This window comes from Pseudomonas sp. 300 (genome assembly GCF_055803035.1).
In genome coordinates this window covers 1,448,217-1,465,992 of sequence record NZ_JAVLRV010000002.1, presented here as the reverse complement: position 1 = coordinate 1,465,992, position 17,776 = coordinate 1,448,217, and the positions used below count along the sequence as shown (strand labels likewise).

Genomic DNA, 17,776 nt, shown 5'->3' with positions numbered 1-17,776 from the left:
TAACCGTCACTGTCGACGTTGCGCAACGTCGGTTCGCCGGCGTTGTTGGTGAAGAACGGGTTGATGCCCTTGGCCTGGAAGCCGGAACCGGTCAGCGATAAACCGCCCATTTTCGCTTGAACGCCGTAACCGACACCTTTGGAGGTCACGGATTGCACCGTGGAATCGGTGTTTTCCGACGTCTGATAGCTGCCGTTGACCCAGCTGTAAATCTTCGCCCCGGCGAGGTCGAACTGATAGGTGACCTCGCTCTCGGTGCGCGGGTTTTCCTGATAGGCCTTGCCGGTCGGGCTGCTGTCGTTGGTGTCCACCGGGTCCATGATCCCCACCGCCACTCGCAAGCCGTCCATCACCGGGGTGCGGTAGGTGATCTGCGAGGTCGGGAACGGGTACGGATAACCGCTGCCGATGTTGCCGAACGACACCCCGCCACCGTCCACCAACCCCAGGGTATCGCTGACCTGACCGTAACCGGCGAGCAATTCATCGAGCAGGATGTTGGAACGGGCAAACAGGCCGAAGTCCTTGCCGATCAGCACCTCGCCCCATTCCGGGTTGGCTACCGTGCCGTAGAACTGCCGCACATCGATGGCCGTGTCGGTGCCGTTGGTTTCGCTGTCATTGATCGTCACCCAGAACGACGCCCGGGCGCCGAGCTTGAGATCATCGACCTGCTTGCCCATGTTGAAGCCCAGGTAGTTGGGCAGAAAGCCCATTTTGACCCGCGCCTGTCGACGATCGTATTGATCACCGGCGCGGTCCACATCACTGTTCACGTAAAACGCATTGATGTAGCCGTCGGTGGAAAATGTGGTCTGGTCCTTGTCGTACAGCATGATCTCGGCTTCGGCTATCGAGCTCAAACCGAGGGTCGACAGGCCGGCGATCAAGGCTGGCAAGTAACGATGCTTGAAATTCTTATTGTTGTGCATGACGCGCTCCGAGCGGGGGGACTGGATGTCGGAGGCGATTATCGAAAGCTGACCGGCGGCGTCATACGCTGCCTTGGAGGGGGTATTGAAGTGCTTTGGCGTGGCGGGTGGCGTGCAGCAATTTCGACGTAAGACCGGACCGCGACGAGGGCCCGGAACTTTGGGTGTAAGACGGCTAGAGTCCGGCTCTGAGCAGCATGTAGGCAGCGACCACGACGCAGACGCTGGCGAAGCCGATTTGCAGGGCCCTGGCCGGAACTCGGGCGCCAAGCTGTCGGCCAATGATCATGCCGACGATGCTCGCGACGATGAACGCTACGCCCAGACGGTCGATCCGCACCCCGGCCTGAAACGCACCGATCACGCCGATGGCGGAAATCAAGCTGATCACCATCAGGGACGTCGCCACAATCCCGCGCATCTGCACATCGGTCAGTTGCTTGAACGCCGGGACAATCAGAAAACCGCCGCCGACCCCGAGCAGCCCGGAGACCACACCGGTCACCGCGCCCAATGCCGCGAGAGTCGCAGTGCACTTGGCCGTCCAGGAAAAGCGCCCGGTCTGTTGATCGAGCATGCAGTTTTTCTGGCCCCAATTGGCGTGGCCGTGGTCGCTCGGGCCTTCGTCCTGGCGCTCGCGGCGCAGCATCCGCCAGGCCACCATGACCATCAGCAGGCTGAACAGAATCATCAGGATCCTTTCCGGTAACTGGTGGGCGAAGTAGATGCCGACCGGTGAAAAAATCGCCCCCAGCAATGCAATCAACAGTGCCGCACGGTAACGCACCAGGCCATGGCGCAACCCGTCAATCGCCCCGACCGCCGCCGCGCTTCCCACCGCAAACAAGGCGACGGGGGCCGCCTGAGTCATGGTAAAACCCAGCCCCAGCACCAGTGCCGGCACCGCAAGAATGCCGCCACCGGCACCGGTCAATCCGAGGACCAGGCCCATGACCACACCAAAAAAGCTTGCCAGCAACATAAAATGCTCGTGGTCCGTGAAAAGGGCCGGGAACGCCCGGTATCGATGACTGACAGGATAGAGCCCGCGCAGGTTTTTTCCTGCATTGAATTGATCGGGGCTGGTCAGCGCAGGGAAAATGAAACTACCCTGAACACCCGTCCCAAAAGAAACGGTCGCCATGCCCGCCTTGATTGAAGCCTTCCTCGACCCCGCCTCGTCGACCTACAGTTACGTGATCTACGAAGCTGATGGCGGCCAGTGTGCGATCGTCGACCCGGTGCTCGACTACGACCCGGCTGCCGGGCGCACCGCCACCACTCAGGCCGATAAAATCATCGCGTTCGTGGGTGAACATCAGCTGCAGGTGCAATGGCTGCTGGAAACCCACGCCCACGCCGATCACCTGTCCGCCGCGCCGTACCTGCGTCGGGAGCTGGGCGGTAGAATTGCGATTGGTCAGTCGATCAGCAAGGTTCAGGGGGTATTCAAGAACCTGTTCAACCTTGAGCCGGAATTTGCCGTGGACGGTTCGCAGTTCGATCATCTATTCGCCCCGGACGAATCGTTCATGATCGGTAACCTCAAGGCCACGGCGCTGCATGTACCCGGTCATACCCCGGCGGACATGGCCTATTTGATCGACAGCAGCGTCATTCTGGTGGGCGATACGTTGTTCATGCCGGATGTCGGCACTGCGCGCTGCGACTTCCCCGGCGGCAATGCCAGCCAGTTGTTTGCCTCGATCCAGAAGCTGCTGGCGTTTCCGGCCAGCGTGCGGCTTTACGTTTGTCACGACTATCCGCCTGAAGCGCGCGAGCCCCAATGCCAGACCACGGTCGGCGAGCAGCGCAAGCGCAACATTCACGTTCACGACGGCATCGACGAAGCCGCGTTTGTCGCCATGCGCACCCAGCGCGATGCGGGGTTGGGCATGCCGACGCTGCTGTTGCCAGCGATTCAGGTAAACGTACGCGCCGGGAATTTTCCGCCGCCCGAGGATAACGGCATCACTTACCTGAAAATCCCCCTGAACAAACTCTGACCCTTGTAGGAGCCGGCTTGCTGGCGATGGCAATCCCGAAGCCGCCATCGCCAGCAAGCCAGGCTCCTGCAGGTGTGTGGTGTTGAGTGAATCGGTGACAGGTCAATTGGCCAGGGTCAACCCGTTCGCCGGCAACGGCAGCGCAGTTTTATAGCGCACTTGCTTGAGCGCAAAACTCGAACGGATGTTGGCCACGCCGGGAACCTTGGTGAGGAAATCCATCATGAAGCGCTCCAGCGACTGAATGGTCGGCACCAGCACCCGGATCAGATAATCCGGATCACCCGCCATCAAATAGCACTCCATCACTTCCGGGCGATCCGAGATCGCCTCCTCGAAATGCTGCAACGCCTCCTCCACCTGTTTTTCCAGGCTGACGTGAATGAACACGTTCACGTGCAGCCCCAGCAGATCGGCATCCAGCAGCGTCACTTGCTCGCGGATCAGCCCCAATTCTTCCATCGCCTTGACCCGGTTGAAGCACGGCGTCGGCGACAGGTTCACCGAGCGAGCAAGGTCAGCGTTGGTGATGCGGGCGTTCTCCTGAAGGCTGTTCAAAATGCCGATGTCGGTACGGTCCAGTTTGCGCATGAGACAAAACCACCTGTTTTTTGTGTTTATGCAGATTTTTTATCCTCAAATGATCTCAAGCGCAACGAAACAGAGAGAAATATTCTTCTTGGCCGGGCCTATGATTGTTGTAGGACAAGATTTCCTCCACAGCGGAATGACGGTCAGCTCACTACAAGAAATTCACAAGATCGAGCGTAGAAGCCATGAACCAAGCGTACGAACCGCTGCGCCTGCACGTTCCCGAACCTTCGGGCCGCCCAGGCTGCAAAACCGACTTCTCCTACCTGCGTCTGACTGACGCCGGCACGGTGCGCAAACCCGCCATTGACGTAGAACCCGCCGACACGGCCGACTTGGCCAAAGGCCTGATTCGCGTGCTCGACGATGAGGGCAATGCCCTCGGTCCGTGGGCCGAAGGCGTCCCGGTCGAGATCCTGCGTAAAGGCATGCGTGCCATGCTCAAGACGCGGATCTATGACAACCGCATGGTCGTCGCCCAGCGCCAGAAGAAAATGTCGTTCTACATGCAGAGCCTTGGCGAAGAAGCCATCGGCAGCGGCCAGGCCCTGGCCTTGAACGTCGATGACATGTGCTTCCCGACCTACCGTCAGCAAAGCATCCTGATGGCACGCGAAGTGCCGCTGGTCGATCTGATCTGCCAACTGTTGTCCAACGAGCGCGATCCGCTCAAAGGCCGTCAGTTGCCGATCATGTATTCGGTCAAGGATTTCGGCTTCTTCACCATTTCCGGCAACCTTGCCACCCAATTCGTACAAGCCGTGGGCTGGGGCATGGCCTCGGCGATCAAGGGCGACACCAAAATCGCCTCGGCCTGGATCGGCGACGGTGCCACGGCTGAATCCGACTTCCACACCGCCCTCACCTTCGCCCACGTTTACCGTGCGCCCGTGATCCTCAACGTGGTCAACAACCAGTGGGCAATCTCGACGTTCCAGGCGATTGCCGGTGGTGAAGCCACCACGTTTGCCGGTCGTGGCGTCGGTTGCGGCATTGCCTCCCTGCGGGTCGATGGCAACGATTTTGTCGCGGTCTACGCTGCCTCTGCCTGGGCCGCCGAGCGCGCTCGCCGCAACCTCGGCCCGACCATGATCGAATGGGTCACCTACCGTGCCGGCCCACACTCGACGTCCGATGATCCATCCAAATACCGTCCCGCCGACGACTGGAGCTGCTTCCCGTTGGGCGACCCGATTGCGCGCCTCAAGCAACATCTGGTGAAAATCGGTCACTGGTCGGAGGAAGAACACATCGCTGTCAGCGCTGAACTGGAAGCCGAAGTCATCGCCGCACAGAAAGAAGCCGAGCAGTACGGCACCCTCGCCGGCGGCCAGATTCCAAGCGCCGCGACCATGTTCGAAGACGTCTACAAAGAGATGCCGGAGCACTTGAAGCGCCAGCGTCAAGAGTTGGGGATCTGACATGAACGATCACAACAATAAAATCGAGTTGGAAACCGCCATGACCACGACCACCATGACCATGATCCAGGCCCTGCGCTCGGCCATGGATGTGATGCTTGAGCGTGACGACAACGTCGTGGTGTTCGGCCAGGACGTTGGCTATTTCGGTGGCGTGTTCCGCTGCACCGAAGGCCTGCAGAACAAATACGGTACCTCTCGCGTATTCGACGCGCCGATCTCCGAAAGCGGCATCGTCGGCGTTGCCGTGGGCATGGGCGCTTACGGTTTGCGTCCGGTAGCCGAAATCCAGTTCGCCGATTACGTATACCCGGCGTCGGACCAGATCATTTCCGAAGCTGCCCGCCTGCGTTATCGCTCGGCCGGCGAGTTCACCGCACCGATGACCCTGCGCATGCCTTGCGGCGGCGGCATCTACGGTGGCCAGACCCACAGCCAGAGTATCGAGGCGATGTTCACTCAGGTCTGCGGCTTGCGCACGGTGATGCCGTCCAACCCGTACGACGCCAAAGGCTTGCTGATCGCCTCCATCGAAAACGATGACCCGGTGATCTTCCTTGAGCCAAAACGTCTGTACAACGGCCCGTTCGATGGCCACCACGACCGCCCGGTAACACCGTGGTCGAAACACCCGGCCGCCCAGGTCCCGGACGGTTATTACACCGTGCCGCTGGACGTCGCCGCCATCACCCGTCCGGGCAAGGACGTGACGATCCTGACCTACGGCACCACCGTTTATGTGTCGCAAGTCGCCGCTGAAGAAACCGGGATCGACGCTGAAGTCATCGACCTGCGCAGCCTGTGGCCGCTGGACCTGGAAACCATCGTCAAGTCGGTGAAGAAAACCGGCCGCTGCGTGATCGTTCACGAAGCGACCCGTACTTGCGGCTTCGGCGCCGAACTGGTCGCCCTGGTGCAAGAGCATTGCTTCCACCACCTGGAAGCGCCAATCGAACGCGTCACCGGTTGGGACACCCCCTACCCGCACGCGCAAGAGTGGGCGTATTTCCCTGGTCCGTCCCGTGTGGGCGCGGCGTTGAAACGGGTCATGGAGGTCTGAATGGGCACGCACGTTATTAAAATGCCGGACATTGGTGAAGGCATTGCAGAAGTTGAATTGTCGGTGTGGCACGTCAAGGTCGGCGACATGGTCGTCGAAGATCAGGTGCTGGCGGATGTGATGACGGACAAGGCGATGGTCGACATCCCTTCGCCGGTGCACGGCAAGGTGATTGCGCTGGGCGGCGTGCCCGGCGAAGTCATGGCGGTGGGCAGCGTCCTGATCAGCATTGAAGTCGAAGGCGCGGGCAACGTTAAAGAGTCGGCTCAGCCTGTGGTTGCCGCCGCGAAAGAAGCACCGGCGCCGAAAGCCGAAGCCGTTGTAGAAAGCAAACCAGTTCCTGCTGCAGCGCCGCGAGCAGCCGTCTGCCAGGGCCCAATGGTGGCTCGCGAGGCCAACGAGCGTCCGCTGGCCTCCCCGGCTGTGCGCAAACATGCGTTGGACCTCGGCATTCAATTGCGTCTGGTACGTGGCACCGGCCCTGCCGGTCGCGTGCTGCACGAAGACCTCGACGCCTATCTGGTGCAAGGTCAGTCGAATGCATCGACCGCCACCACCGCGTATGCACAGCGTAACGACGAAGAACAAATCCCGGTGATCGGCATGCGTCGCAAGATTGCCCAGCGCATGCAGGACGCCACTCAGCGCGCTGCCCACTTCAGTTATGTCGAGGAAATCGATGTCACGGCCGTGGAAGAATTGCGTGCCCACCTGAACGAAAAACACGGCGCGACCCGCGGCAAGCTGACCTTGCTGCCATTTTTGGTCCGCGCTCTGGTCGTCGCCCTGCGCGACTTCCCGCAGATCAACGCCCGTTACGACGACGAAGCCCAGGTCATCACCCGCCTCGGCGCGGTGCATGTCGGCATCGCCACTCAAGCCGACATCGGCTTGATGGTGCCGGTGGTGCGTCACGCCGAAGCCCGCAGCCTGTGGGACAACGCCGCAGAAATCTCCCGTTTGGCCAGCGCCGCGCGTAACGGCAAGGCCAGCCGCGATGAGTTGTCCGGCTCAAGCATCACCCTGACCAGTCTCGGCGCGTTGGGCGGGATCGTCAGTACGCCAGTGCTGAACTTGCCGGAAGTGGCGATCATCGGCGTCAACAAAATCGTCGAACGCCCGATGGTGGTCAAAGGCCAGATCGTGATTCGCAAAATGATGAACCTCTCCAGTTCCTTCGATCATCGCGTGGTCGATGGCATGGACGCGGCGCAATTCATCCAGGCCGTGCGTGGCCTGCTCGAACAACCCGCCACCCTGTTCGTGGACTAATTATTAATGGAGCAGGCATGCAATCTCTGAACACCACACTATTGATCATCGGCGGCGGCCCTGGCGGTTATGTAACGGCGATTCGTGCCGGTCAGTTGGGCATTTCGACCATTCTGGTGGAAGGCGAATCGCTGGGCGGGACGTGCCTGAACATCGGCTGCATTCCGTCGAAGGCGCTGATTCACGTTGCCGAACAATTCCATCAGACTCAGCACCACAGCAAAAACTCGGCATTGGGTATCAGCGTTTCCGCGCCGACCCTCGACATCAGCAAAAGCGTCGAGTGGAAGGATGGCATCGTTGATCGCCTGACCACCGGCGTCTCGGCGCTGCTGAAGAAAAACAAGGTTCAGGTCATTCAGGGCTGGGCGAAAGTGATCGACGGCAAGACCGTTGAAGTCGGCGACACGCGGATTCAGTGCGAACACCTGGTGCTGGCCACCGGATCGAAAAGCGTGAATCTGCCGATGCTGCCGATTGGCGGACCGATCATTTCCTCCACCGAAGCTCTGGCGCCGACTGCTATACCGAAACGCCTGGTCGTGGTCGGTGGCGGTTACATCGGTCTGGAACTGGGGATTGCCTATCGCAAGCTCGGTGCCGACGTCAGCGTAGTCGAGGCGCAAGATCGCATCCTGCCAGCCTACGACGCCGAACTGACCCAACCTGTTCACGATGAACTGAAAAAACTTGGCGTGAAGCTTTACTTGAAGCACAGCGTCCAAGGCTTTGATTCCTCTAGCAATATGCTCCAGGTTCTGGAGCCGAGCGGCGACACCCTGAACCTGGAAACCGATCAGGTGCTGGTAGCCGTCGGTCGTAAACCGAACACCCAGGGCTGGAACCTCGAAGCGCTGAATCTGGACATGAATGGCTCGGCGATCAAGATCGACAACCGCTGCCAGACCAGCATGCGCAACGTCTACGCCATCGGCGACCTGAGCGGCGAGCCGATGCTTGCACACCGGGCCATGGCTCAGGGCGAGATGGTGGCCGAGTTGATCAGCGGTAAAACCCGCGAATTCAACCCGACCGCTATCGCCGCCGTGTGCTTCACCGACCCGGAACTGGTGGTGGTCGGCAAGACCCCGGACGACGTCAAGGCGGCGGGCCTGGACTGCATCGTCTCGAGCTTCCCGTTCGCGGCCAATGGCCGGGCAATGACGCTGGAATCGAAAAGCGGCTTTGTGCGCGTGGTCGCTCGTCGGGACAATCATCTGATTGTCGGGTGGCAAGCGGTCGGCGTGGGTGTTTCGGAGCTGTCGACCGCGTTTGGCCAGAGCCTGGAAATGGGCGCCCGGCTGGAAGACATTGCCGGCACCATCCATGCGCATCCGACCTTGGGCGAAGCGGTGCAGGAAGCGGCGTTGCGTGCTTTGGGGCATGCGCTGCACCTGTGATTCAGAACAATGGATGGCGGCAGAGATGGCCCCATCGCTAGCAGGCTAGCTTCCACATTTGGAATGCGTTCTCCTGTGGGAGCTGGCCTGCTAGCGATTTCTCGCGACCAACTCGATTTATCTGCCTGTCATCCGATAGTCCGGGCTGCGAAATGGGCCCGGAATGAAGTATTGTTGTCCCCATCCAAAAAACGTCAGAAGCCTTGAACCGTTTCGACGGTTGTTCAGTGATAGAGGGTGTCATGGGTAACGAAAGCATCAATTGGGACAAGCTGGGTTTTGATTACATCAAGACAGACAAGCGCTATCTGTCGCACTGGCGTAATGGCGAGTGGGACAAAGGCACCCTGACCGAAGACAATGTGCTGCACATCAGCGAAGGCTCCACTGCCCTTCACTATGGCCAGCAGTGCTTCGAAGGCCTGAAGGCCTATCGTTGCAAGGACGGCTCGATCAACCTGTTCCGCCCGGACCAGAACGCCGCACGCATGCAACGCAGCTGCGCCCGCCTGCTGATGCCACAGGTGTCCACCGAGCAGTTCATCGAAGCCTGCAAGGACGTGGTCCGTGCCAACGAGCGTTTCATCCCGCCTTACGGCACTGGCGGCGCGCTGTACCTGCGTCCGTTCGTGATCGGCGTGGGTGACAACATCGGCGTACGCACCGCACCGGAATTCATCTTCTCGATCTTCTGCATCCCGGTCGGTGCCTACTTCAAAGGTGGCCTGACCCCGCACAACTTCCTGATCTCCAGCTACGACCGTGCCGCCCCACAAGGCACCGGCGCGGCCAAGGTCGGTGGCAACTACGCCGCCAGCCTGATGCCAGGTTCCCAGGCCAAGAAGGCGCATTTCGCCGACTGCATCTACCTGGACCCGATGACCCACACCAAAATCGAGGAAGTCGGTTCGGCCAACTTCTTCGGGATCACCCACGACAACAAGTTCGTGACCCCGAACTCGCCGTCGGTACTGCCGGGCATCACCCGTCTGTCATTGATCGAACTGGCCAAGACGCGTCTGGGCCTGGAAGTGGTTGAAGGCGACGTGTTCATCGATAAGCTGTCCGACTTCAAGGAGGCCGGCGCTTGCGGCACAGCTGCCGTGATCACCCCGATCGGCGGCATCAGCTACAACGACCATCTGCATGTGTTCCACAGCGAAACCGAAGTCGGCCCGGTCACCCAGAAGCTCTACAAAGAGCTGACGGGCGTACAGACTGGCGACGTCGAGGCGCCTGCAGGCTGGATCGTCAAGGTTTGACCCAGCGTTTCAAGCACTAAAAAAAGCCCACCCCTCGCGAATGCGTCGGGTGGGCTAATGAGATGGTCACCCCCACACCCTGCGAGGGCTACGCTTTCGCAGGGTGTTTTGTGTATTTCACACCTGTAAAGGATGTCTCCGGTTTAAAACGTAAAGGATGTCTCCGGTTTCTACCCCCACACCACCCATCCCCTGTGGGAGCGAGCCTGCTCGCTCCCCACAAAGCTCTTCGTTGGTTTCAGGATTGGTCACAACGCAGCGCGCTGGGCTAAGGTGTTTGCAACGTCTTGATGCATCGAGCCTCCATGCCCTTCCTCGCCCGCACCCACCCTCGCCTGTCCGCCGCCGCCACTCTTGGCGTGGCGGTGGGCATTCTGGCTCCGGCCGATTCAATCATCAGTAAAATCCTGTTCGGCTGGAACGCCGGGGTCTGGTCATATCTGGTGCTGATGCTTTGGCTCGCCGCGCGCGCCAAAGCGCCGGATGTGAAACGCATTGCCGAAGTCGAAGACGAGAATGCCGGGCTGGTGCTGCTGGTGGTATGCGTCGCCGCGATTGCCAGCCTGGCGACCATCACCTTCGAACTGGCCGGCAGCAAGGCCCTGGAAACCACGCCCAAGCTGCTGCACTACGGCTTCACCGCATTGACCGTGATCGGCTCATGGTTGTTGATCGGCGTGATTTTCAGCGTGCATTACGCACGCCTGTTCTACACCTGGGAAGGCAAAGCCCCGGCACTGCGCTTCGCCGAAGGCCTGACCACCCCCAACTACTGGGACTTCCTGTATTTCTCGTTCACCATCAGCGCGGCGGTGCAGACCTCTGACGTCGGCGTGGCGACCCGCGATTTGCGCAAGATCGTGCTGGCGCAGTCGTTGATCGGTTTTCTGTTCAATACGGCAATTCTCGGGTTTTCAATCAATATTGCTGCGGGGTTGTTTGGATGAAAGTGCGCTGACCTTTCGACACCCGTAAGCGCAACCCTTTACTTCGTGGTTATATCTGCAATCAGCGGCAATGAACTTCCGATTTCATTAAGAGCTGTAATACTGACATCGTATCGGGTGCGCGGAAGCAGGAGAGGCTGCAGAAATGTCCGAGCTGTATTGTATGGAAGAGCGGTTCCCATGGGTCCGGTCAAGACGATGTCATATCGAACAACATTATCCATATTAGCGGGGGCATCCCATTTAAGGGTTGGTATAGGCAGCGTCCCTGTGGCCTGGGTAAACCGAAAGTTGGACGGCGCGCTCGTCGGCTGGCCTTCGATCATCACAGATAATGCGGCAGGCTCAGACACATTACCGGACAAATCCATTGCGCATACCTCGAATGAGTACGTGCCCGGAAGCAAGTCGACGGCGGTATAGCGAGTCAGCGGCGTACGGTCGAAGTATTCATGGTTGTTGTAAATCACATATTCATGAATACCAAAATCATCTGTTGAGTCCTCCCACGCCAACGTGACGGAATCAATGGTTACCTCGGTCGCACTCAGATTTTCCGGCTTGCTGGGTGGGGTTACATCCTTTGGCACATGAACCAGAACGGTCGGTTCGGATAGTTGCCCAAAAACGTCGAATGCCGCAATGCTGATCGAATACTCGACATTTGGGATCAAGTTCTTCACGCGATAGTAATCAAGGGCAACGATGTCCTTCAAGTGCTCGTCATTCAGCAGGACTCTTACGCCAATGACGGGATTTTCCTCTGGGTAAATCCATTTCAATAAGACCGAAGTGGAGTTCATCTCTGTGACGCTTACCTCCGGCGCAAGGGGCCTGGGTGCAGGAGCCTGCCCCGTGGTTTTGAACACGGTAGCCTGACTAGGATCGGACAGGTTTCCATCCTTGTCTTGGGCGCGCACGAACACCCAGTGATAGGCACCGCTGGTCAACTGTGTAAACGTGAAATGAGTGTTCGGGGTATGGAAAAGAAGCAATCCATTGAGGACGACCCGATAGCGGGCCACGCCAATATCGTCACTGGAGGGCTCCCACTTCAGGGTCACCGAGTTGTCGCTGATGTCGCTGGCGACGGGTGTTCCGGGCTGATCCGGAGGAACGTCGTCCACCACGGTTTTCTCCAGCCGACTGACATCGGAAACTTCCCCGTCCAGCTGAGCATGGACCTCGAACTTCAGGTGGTGGGGAACGGTGCCGGGCGAAACATCCACCAGTTTAAAGTAGTGCCAACAAACCCCCGGGGCAGTAGTAAAAATCTGGCCATTGATGGAGAGTTCATGGCTTGGGAATGTTTTGAAAGCCGGGTCCCATAGCAGTCTGCAGTTGCCATTGCGTTGACTGAATCTCAGGTTGGAGGGCGGGCGCAGCCTGGTTCTGAAGGTGGCGAAACTTGGTTCGGACACCCCTGCACTGTTAACCGCTCGCACCTCAACGCTATAGACGGTATGACTTTGCAGGTGCGTGAGTTTGACTTCGGGATCGGTGACCCGTTTAACGAGTGTTCCATTCAGGTAAACTCTGTAGCTTGTGCCCCCCCATGCAGGCACTGAAGGCGACCAAGACAACGTCATCGAGGCATGGGTCGAGTTGCGCAATTCCAGCGTGCCCGGTTTAGTAGGCGCAGTCAGTTTGAACAAGCGCAAAGGGCTGGGTACTGAAATATTATTCCCGGCTGCTTTGGCTGTGACATAAAGCAAATATTCGACGCCTGCGTTTAACCCACTTAGTTCGCAGGGTGGCCGGAGCACACGCTGTCGGGCGATACCCCATCCGTATACTTCGTACCCAATTGCATCCGGACATAAATGGCACGTGGCGTAGGGTTCGTCCCAAGTCAACTGGGCAGTACTGGGTGAGGTGCGCAGTCCTCGTACACCACCGGGAGCGCAAATTCGCACCTCAGAGCCAGAGACCGATTTAGTCAGCGTTTCGGTTGGGCTGCCGGATACGTCGTCACTGCTCATGGAGTGCCTGCTCGCGCAAGGTAAGTTCAACACAGTGAAACTGATGCCTGTCGCTCGCACCACTATCAACCCTGATAGTGGTGCGACAGGTTGGGTTGTGCTAAAGCGGGCCTGGTCGAGGTGTCAACGTTGGGCGCTTCGTGCACAAACGTTCTAGGCATCACCCGCGCCACGGGCGTTAAATAACCCGGCAATCCGTCTCACAGGTGCAGCATGACGACTCACAACTGGATCGACCTGGCCCGGGACGCCGACACCGGCATCGAGACGCTGCGCGCGCATTTTGAAGGCCACGCCTACGATCCGCACTGGCATGACAGCTATCTGGTGGGGGTCACCGAACAAGGGGTTCAGCAATTCAACTGCCGGCGGGCCAGGCACCAAAGCACGCCGGGCAAGGTGTTTTTGCTCGAGCCCGGTGACATTCACGACGGCGAGGCGCCGACGGTCGACGGGTTCACCTACCGCATGCTGTACCTCGATCCGCAGTGGTTGCAGCGCGAACTCAGTGCCGTTTTCGACAACGCGCCCGACAACAGTCAATTGAGCTTCGCCAACACCCTGGCCACCGACGTGCGCCTGGCCCACGCCACCCGCATGGCGTTTCAGGCGCTGCATGAGGGCGAGCTGAAAATCGTCCGCCAGACCGCCCTCGATGGCTTGCTCGAACGCCTCACCGCCCACCTGCACTGGCGCGCCCGTTGTGGCGAAGACCCGCGATTGCCGTTGGTGGCGCAAAAGGCTCGGGAGTATTTGCACGCCCATGCCAACGAGGACATCGGCCTCGATCAATTGGCCGCCGCAACGGGCGTCGACCGCTTCCGTCTGACCCGCGCGTTCAAGGCCGCTTACGGCATCGCCCCTCACGCCTATCTGGTGCAATTGCGCCTGGCCACGGCCCGCAGAATGCTGTCCCGAGGCGAGCAACCGGCAACGGTGGCCATGACGCTGGGATTTGCCGATCAGAGTCATCTGGGCCGCTGGTTCGTGCGGGCCTACGGCCTGACACCCGCGCTGTATCGCAAGCGCTGCTCAAATCTTCCAGACAGTTGAGCGTGGCATTGTAAAGATCGATTTCAATGATCTTTACCGGAGTTTGCCTGCGATGCTGTCCACTTTCCCGACGTTACTGCCCTTCCTGTTGTTTGCGTTCGTGGCGTCGATCACGCCCGGGCCGACCAACATTCTGGTGTTGAGCAACAGTGCCCGATACGGCTTGGGGGCCGCCGTGCCGATCATCTTCGGCGCGTGTGCCAGTGCCGCGACCGTTGTGTTGTTGGTCGGCAGCGGTGCCGGGTCGTGGTTGAGCGCATTACCCGCCGTGCAAACCGCGATGCAGTGGGTCGGCGTAGCCTGGCTGAGTTACCTCGCCTGGCAGATCTTCAGCGCCCCGGCAGCCGCTATCACCAGCCAAAGTACCGATGCCCGTCTCGGTCTGATGGGCGCCGCCGGCCTGCAACTGATCAACCCGAAAACCTGGATGATGGCGCTGGCGGTCGTCAGTGTATTTGCCGGGGGCGGCGAACAGCGCCTGGGCCATGTGATGGTTTTGTCGCGGGCATTCTTTCTGATTTCCATGCCCTGCCTTGCGGTCTGGGCGTTGCTCGGCGCGGGTTCCACGCGCTGGTTGCGTTCTCCTCGGGCGATGCAACGTTTCAATCGCTGCATGGCCCTGTTGCTGCTGGGGTCGGCCTGGTTGAGTCTTTGGGCCTGAATCCCATTCGTCGGCCATTGTCGGACAATCGACGACACGGGACTTGACGGCGTATTTGTTTTTGGTGTCTTCTGAAACCGGTTTCAGTGCGATCTCAAACGCACGGACCTTATAAATCCAATAAGAAGGTTTCAGCCCGTGAACGATTTCTCCGCCGCCCAGCGCAGCCGCGTGACCATGCTTGATGTCGCTGAACATGCCAGAGTTTCCAAGGCCAGCGTGTCGCGGTTCATCGGCGAGGATCGCGCCTTGCTGTCCGATGCGATTGCGTTGCGCATCGAACAATCGATTGCCGAACTGGGCTATCGCCCGAACCAGATGGCTCGCGGCCTGAAGCGTGGACGAACCCGCCTGATCGGCATGCTGGTCGCCGACATTCGTAACCCTTATTCGATAGCCGTGATGCACGGGGTGGAAACCGCCTGCCGTCAACACGGCTACAGCCTGGTGGTGTGCAACACCGACCGCGATGACGAGCAGGAATGCCAGCACCTCGCCTTGCTGCGCTCGTACAACATCGAAGGGCTGATTGTGAACACCCTCGGCCACCACCGCGACGAATTGCAGGCACTCCATCGGGAGATGCCGCTGGTGCTGGTGGACCGCAAGGTCGAGCACCTCGACAGTGACATGGTCGGACTGGACAACCCGGCAGCCGTCGAGATAGCCCTCACCCACCTTGAAGAACGCGGTTACCGCGATGTGCTGCTGGTCACCGAACCGTTTGATGGCACCAGCTCGCGGATCGAGCGGGTCAGCAGTTTCAAGGCGCAGATCGCCCGGCGCGCGGCGTTGCGCGGGACGCTGAGCGAAACCGGCAGTGACCTGACCACCCATCTGAAAACGTTTCTCGATACCCCCGGCCCCGGCCCGAAGGCGTTGTTCTGCGCGAACGGGATTGCGGCGTTGGCCGCGACCCATGCGTTGCGCGAATTGCAGTGCAACTTGTTCGAGGACGTCGGCCTGATCGCCCTCGATGATCTGGATTGGTACCCGCTGGTGGGCAGTGGCATCACCGCCCTCGCCCAACCGACGGCCGAAATGGGTGCGAGCGCGTTCGAATGCTTGCTCAAGCGCTTGCGCGGGGATGACGGGCCGGTGCGGACCCTGGATTTTTCAGCGCAGTTGATTGTTCGTGGATCGACCAGAGGGAATCTCCAGTGAATGTGATGGCCTCATCGCTAGCAGGCTAGCTCCCACATTGGATTTGCGAACACCGCGCCACTGTGGGAGCCAGCCTGCTGGCGATGAGGCCCGACAGATCACCACACATCTTCATGCCCTTTTTTTTGAACAAAAATGAAACCGGTTTCAGAGGCTCAGAACAATGCAAAAACCACCCGTTTCCATCAGCCTCTCCAGCTACGGCGCCGACCTCGTCCGCCAACGCGGCCAAGGCAGTTTCATCGATATCCTCGCCGCTGCGGGCGCCACCCACATTGAATGGCGCGAAGAACTGCTGACCGCCGAAGACCCTGCACAACTGGCCGAAGCGACCCATGCGCAAGGCCTCGAAAGCGTGTACTCCTCGCCGATGGAACTGTGGCTGGCCGGCCAGTCGAAGCCCAATCCGCAACTGATCACTGCCCTGCAACGTGCCCAGGCCTTCGGCGCCAAATGGTTGAAGGTGTCCCTCGGTTATTTCACCGACACCTGTGATCTGCAGACCCTCGCCCAAGTGCTCGGTAAAACAGCTGTGCAGTTGCTGGTGGAAAACGATCAGACCCTGCACGGTGGTCGCATCGAACCGTTCCAGCGTTTTTTCGCAGCCGTCGAGCAGCACAATCTGCCGATCAAAATGACCTTCGACATCGGCAACTGGCACTGGCAGGACCAGTCCGCCAGCAGCGCCGCGCGCCTGCTCGGACGCCACGTCGGTTACGTGCACTGCAAGGCCGTGTCACGCCGGGTCGACGGCAAACTGGTCGCCATTGCACCCGCCGCCAGCGACCTGCATCTGTGGGAACAACTGCTGCGGCACATGACCCAAGGGGTGATGCGGGCCGCGGAATATCCGTTGCAAGGCGACGATCTGGTACAGCTCACCACCGAGCACGTCGCCGCCCTCGCCCACTTGGGACAAACACGCCTGGAGTGCGCTCATGTCTGAGATCGATATTCTGTCGTTCGGCGAAACCATGGCGATGTTCGTCGCCGATCAGAACGGCGAGCTGGCCACCATCGACCACTTCCACAAGCGCATTGCCGGGGCCGACAGCAACGTCGCCATCGGTTTGTCGCGGCTGGGATTCAATGTGGCCTGGCTGAGCCGGGTCGGCGACGATTCCTTGGGCCGGTTCGTGATCGACACCCTGAAAAAGGAAGGCATCGATTGCAGCAACGTCGCCATCGATACGGCCCATCCGACCGGGTTCCAGCTCAAGTCGCGCACTGACGATGGCGACGATCCCAGGGTCGAGTATTTCCGCCGCGGCTCGGCGGCGAGCCATTTGTCGCCGCAGTCGATCATTGCCGAACTGCTCAAGGCGCGGCATTTGCACGCCACTGGCATTCCTCCCGCGCTGTCGGAAACGGCGCGACAAATGTCCTTCGAACTGATGACACGCATGCGCGAGGCCGGACGCAGTGTGTCCTTCGACCCGAATCTGCGCCCGAGCCTGTGGGCCAGCACGCAACAGATGATTACGGAGATCAACCGCCTCGCCGCCCTCGCCCACTGGGTGCTGCCGGGTTTGAGCGAAGGTCGTTTGCTGACCGGCTTCGAAGACCCCGCCGACATCGCAGCGTTTTACCTCGACCAGGGCGCCGAAGCCGTGGCGATCAAGCTCGGCCCGCACGGTGCGTATTACCGCACGCATCTGGATGAAGGCTTCGTGGCAGGCGTACCCGTGGAAACGGTGGTCGACACCGTCGGTGCCGGCGACGGTTTTGCCGTCGGCGTGATTAGTGCGCTGCTGGAAAACCACAGCGTTGCCGACGCCGTGAAACGCGCCAACTGGATTGGCAGCCGTGCGGTGCAAAGTCGTGGGGATATGGAGGGGTTGCCCACTCGATCCGAAATGTCCGCCGAATTCGAAGTGGCTATCGCTAGCAGGCTAGCTCCCACAGGGGATTTGTGTCGCCTATCGATCCAATGTGGGAGCTAGCCTGCTAGCGATGAGGCCAGCACAGTCACTGAAGATTTAAACCCGTTACCTGCTGCGACAAAAACAACAAGCTCAGGAGCAC

Annotated in this window: 16 protein-coding genes; 12 read left to right on the top strand and 4 right to left on the bottom strand. The window is 59.8% G+C overall.

The features are described 5' to 3' along the window. Nucleotides 1-932, bottom strand: a 932-nt coding sequence (locus Q7W83_RS13315) for a porin family protein (protein ID WP_473656185.1), incomplete at its 3' end; no start/stop codon positions are given. A gap of 175 nt (nucleotides 933-1,107) precedes the next feature. After that, nucleotides 1,108-1,914, bottom strand: a complete 807-nt coding sequence (locus tag Q7W83_RS13310; protein ID WP_150639986.1) for a sulfite exporter TauE/SafE family protein — start codon at nucleotides 1,912-1,914, stop codon at nucleotides 1,108-1,110. A 160-nt stretch (nucleotides 1,915-2,074) separates the two neighbouring features. Here Q7W83_RS13310 and Q7W83_RS13305 point away from each other — a divergent pair, with 160 nt between their 5' ends. Further along, nucleotides 2,075-2,938, top strand: a complete 864-nt coding sequence (locus tag Q7W83_RS13305) for an MBL fold metallo-hydrolase (RefSeq protein WP_150630477.1) — start codon at nucleotides 2,075-2,077, stop codon at nucleotides 2,936-2,938. A gap of 102 nt (nucleotides 2,939-3,040) precedes the next feature. Here the strand turns inward: Q7W83_RS13305 and bkdR are convergent, their stop codons facing one another. Then, the gene (gene bkdR, locus Q7W83_RS13300) at nucleotides 3,041-3,529 is read right to left on the bottom strand and encodes a Bkd operon transcriptional regulator BkdR (protein WP_017339472.1); all 489 of its coding nucleotides are present in this window, start codon (nucleotides 3,527-3,529) and stop codon (nucleotides 3,041-3,043) included. A gap of 185 nt (nucleotides 3,530-3,714) precedes the next feature. Here bkdR and Q7W83_RS13295 point away from each other — a divergent pair, with 185 nt between their 5' ends. The 6 genes from Q7W83_RS13295 (at nucleotide 3,715) to Q7W83_RS13270 (ending at nucleotide 10,891) form a co-directional block, all read left to right on the top strand. Beyond that, entirely contained in the window at nucleotides 3,715-4,950 is a 1,236-nt protein-coding gene (locus tag Q7W83_RS13295) for a 3-methyl-2-oxobutanoate dehydrogenase (2-methylpropanoyl-transferring) subunit alpha (protein ID WP_150630476.1), read from the top strand. A gap of 1 nt (nucleotide 4,951) precedes the next feature. Continuing rightward, nucleotides 4,952-6,010 carry an alpha-ketoacid dehydrogenase subunit beta gene (locus tag Q7W83_RS13290; protein WP_150630475.1) on the top strand — a complete coding sequence of 353 codons (1,059 nt, stop codon included), beginning with the start codon at nucleotides 4,952-4,954 and terminating at the stop codon, nucleotides 6,008-6,010. Next, entirely contained in the window at nucleotides 6,011-7,282 is a 1,272-nt protein-coding gene (locus tag Q7W83_RS13285; protein WP_150630474.1) for a dihydrolipoamide acetyltransferase family protein, read from the top strand. Nucleotides 7,283-7,299: 17 nt separating this feature from the next. After that, on the top strand, nucleotides 7,300-8,682 hold the full coding sequence (lpdA, locus tag Q7W83_RS13280) for a dihydrolipoyl dehydrogenase (protein ID WP_473656184.1): 1,383 nt from the start codon (nucleotides 7,300-7,302) through the stop codon (nucleotides 8,680-8,682). A 242-nt stretch (nucleotides 8,683-8,924) separates the two neighbouring features. Then, nucleotides 8,925-9,944: a branched-chain amino acid aminotransferase gene (locus tag Q7W83_RS13275; RefSeq protein WP_150630472.1), complete on the top strand. Its 1,020-nt coding sequence runs from the start codon at nucleotides 8,925-8,927 to the stop codon at nucleotides 9,942-9,944. Between the two features lie 305 nt (nucleotides 9,945-10,249). Beyond that, nucleotides 10,250-10,891, top strand: coding sequence for a DUF1345 domain-containing protein (locus Q7W83_RS13270; RefSeq protein ID WP_473656183.1), 642 nt, complete (start codon nucleotides 10,250-10,252; stop codon nucleotides 10,889-10,891). A gap of 38 nt (nucleotides 10,892-10,929) precedes the next feature. Here Q7W83_RS13270 and Q7W83_RS13265 read toward each other — a convergent pair whose 3' ends face one another. Continuing rightward, the gene (locus Q7W83_RS13265; RefSeq protein ID WP_473656182.1) at nucleotides 10,930-12,606 is read right to left on the bottom strand and encodes a fibronectin type III domain-containing protein; all 1,677 of its coding nucleotides are present in this window, start codon (nucleotides 12,604-12,606) and stop codon (nucleotides 10,930-10,932) included. 480 nt (nucleotides 12,607-13,086) lie between these two features. Between Q7W83_RS13265 and Q7W83_RS13260 the strand changes: the two genes are divergently transcribed. The 5 genes from Q7W83_RS13260 (at nucleotide 13,087) to Q7W83_RS13240 (ending at nucleotide 17,694) form a co-directional block, all read left to right on the top strand. Continuing rightward, nucleotides 13,087-13,926, top strand: coding sequence for an AraC family transcriptional regulator (locus Q7W83_RS13260; RefSeq protein ID WP_150629804.1), 840 nt, complete (start codon nucleotides 13,087-13,089; stop codon nucleotides 13,924-13,926). Between the two features lie 52 nt (nucleotides 13,927-13,978). Then, the gene (locus tag Q7W83_RS13255) at nucleotides 13,979-14,587 is read left to right on the top strand and encodes a LysE family translocator (RefSeq protein WP_473656181.1); all 609 of its coding nucleotides are present in this window, start codon (nucleotides 13,979-13,981) and stop codon (nucleotides 14,585-14,587) included. Nucleotides 14,588-14,725: 138 nt separating this feature from the next. After that, complete coding sequence (locus Q7W83_RS13250) at nucleotides 14,726-15,751, top strand: LacI family DNA-binding transcriptional regulator (protein ID WP_150629808.1); 1,026 nt, start codon at nucleotides 14,726-14,728, stop codon at nucleotides 15,749-15,751. A gap of 163 nt (nucleotides 15,752-15,914) precedes the next feature. Continuing rightward, the gene (locus Q7W83_RS13245; protein WP_473656180.1) at nucleotides 15,915-16,697 is read left to right on the top strand and encodes a sugar phosphate isomerase/epimerase family protein; all 783 of its coding nucleotides are present in this window, start codon (nucleotides 15,915-15,917) and stop codon (nucleotides 16,695-16,697) included. Further along, nucleotides 16,690-17,694 carry a sugar kinase gene (locus tag Q7W83_RS13240; protein WP_150629812.1) on the top strand — a complete coding sequence of 335 codons (1,005 nt, stop codon included), beginning with the start codon at nucleotides 16,690-16,692 and terminating at the stop codon, nucleotides 17,692-17,694. The genes Q7W83_RS13245 and Q7W83_RS13240 overlap by 8 nt, the downstream gene beginning before the upstream one ends. Nucleotides 17,695-17,776: the final 82 nt, after the last annotated feature.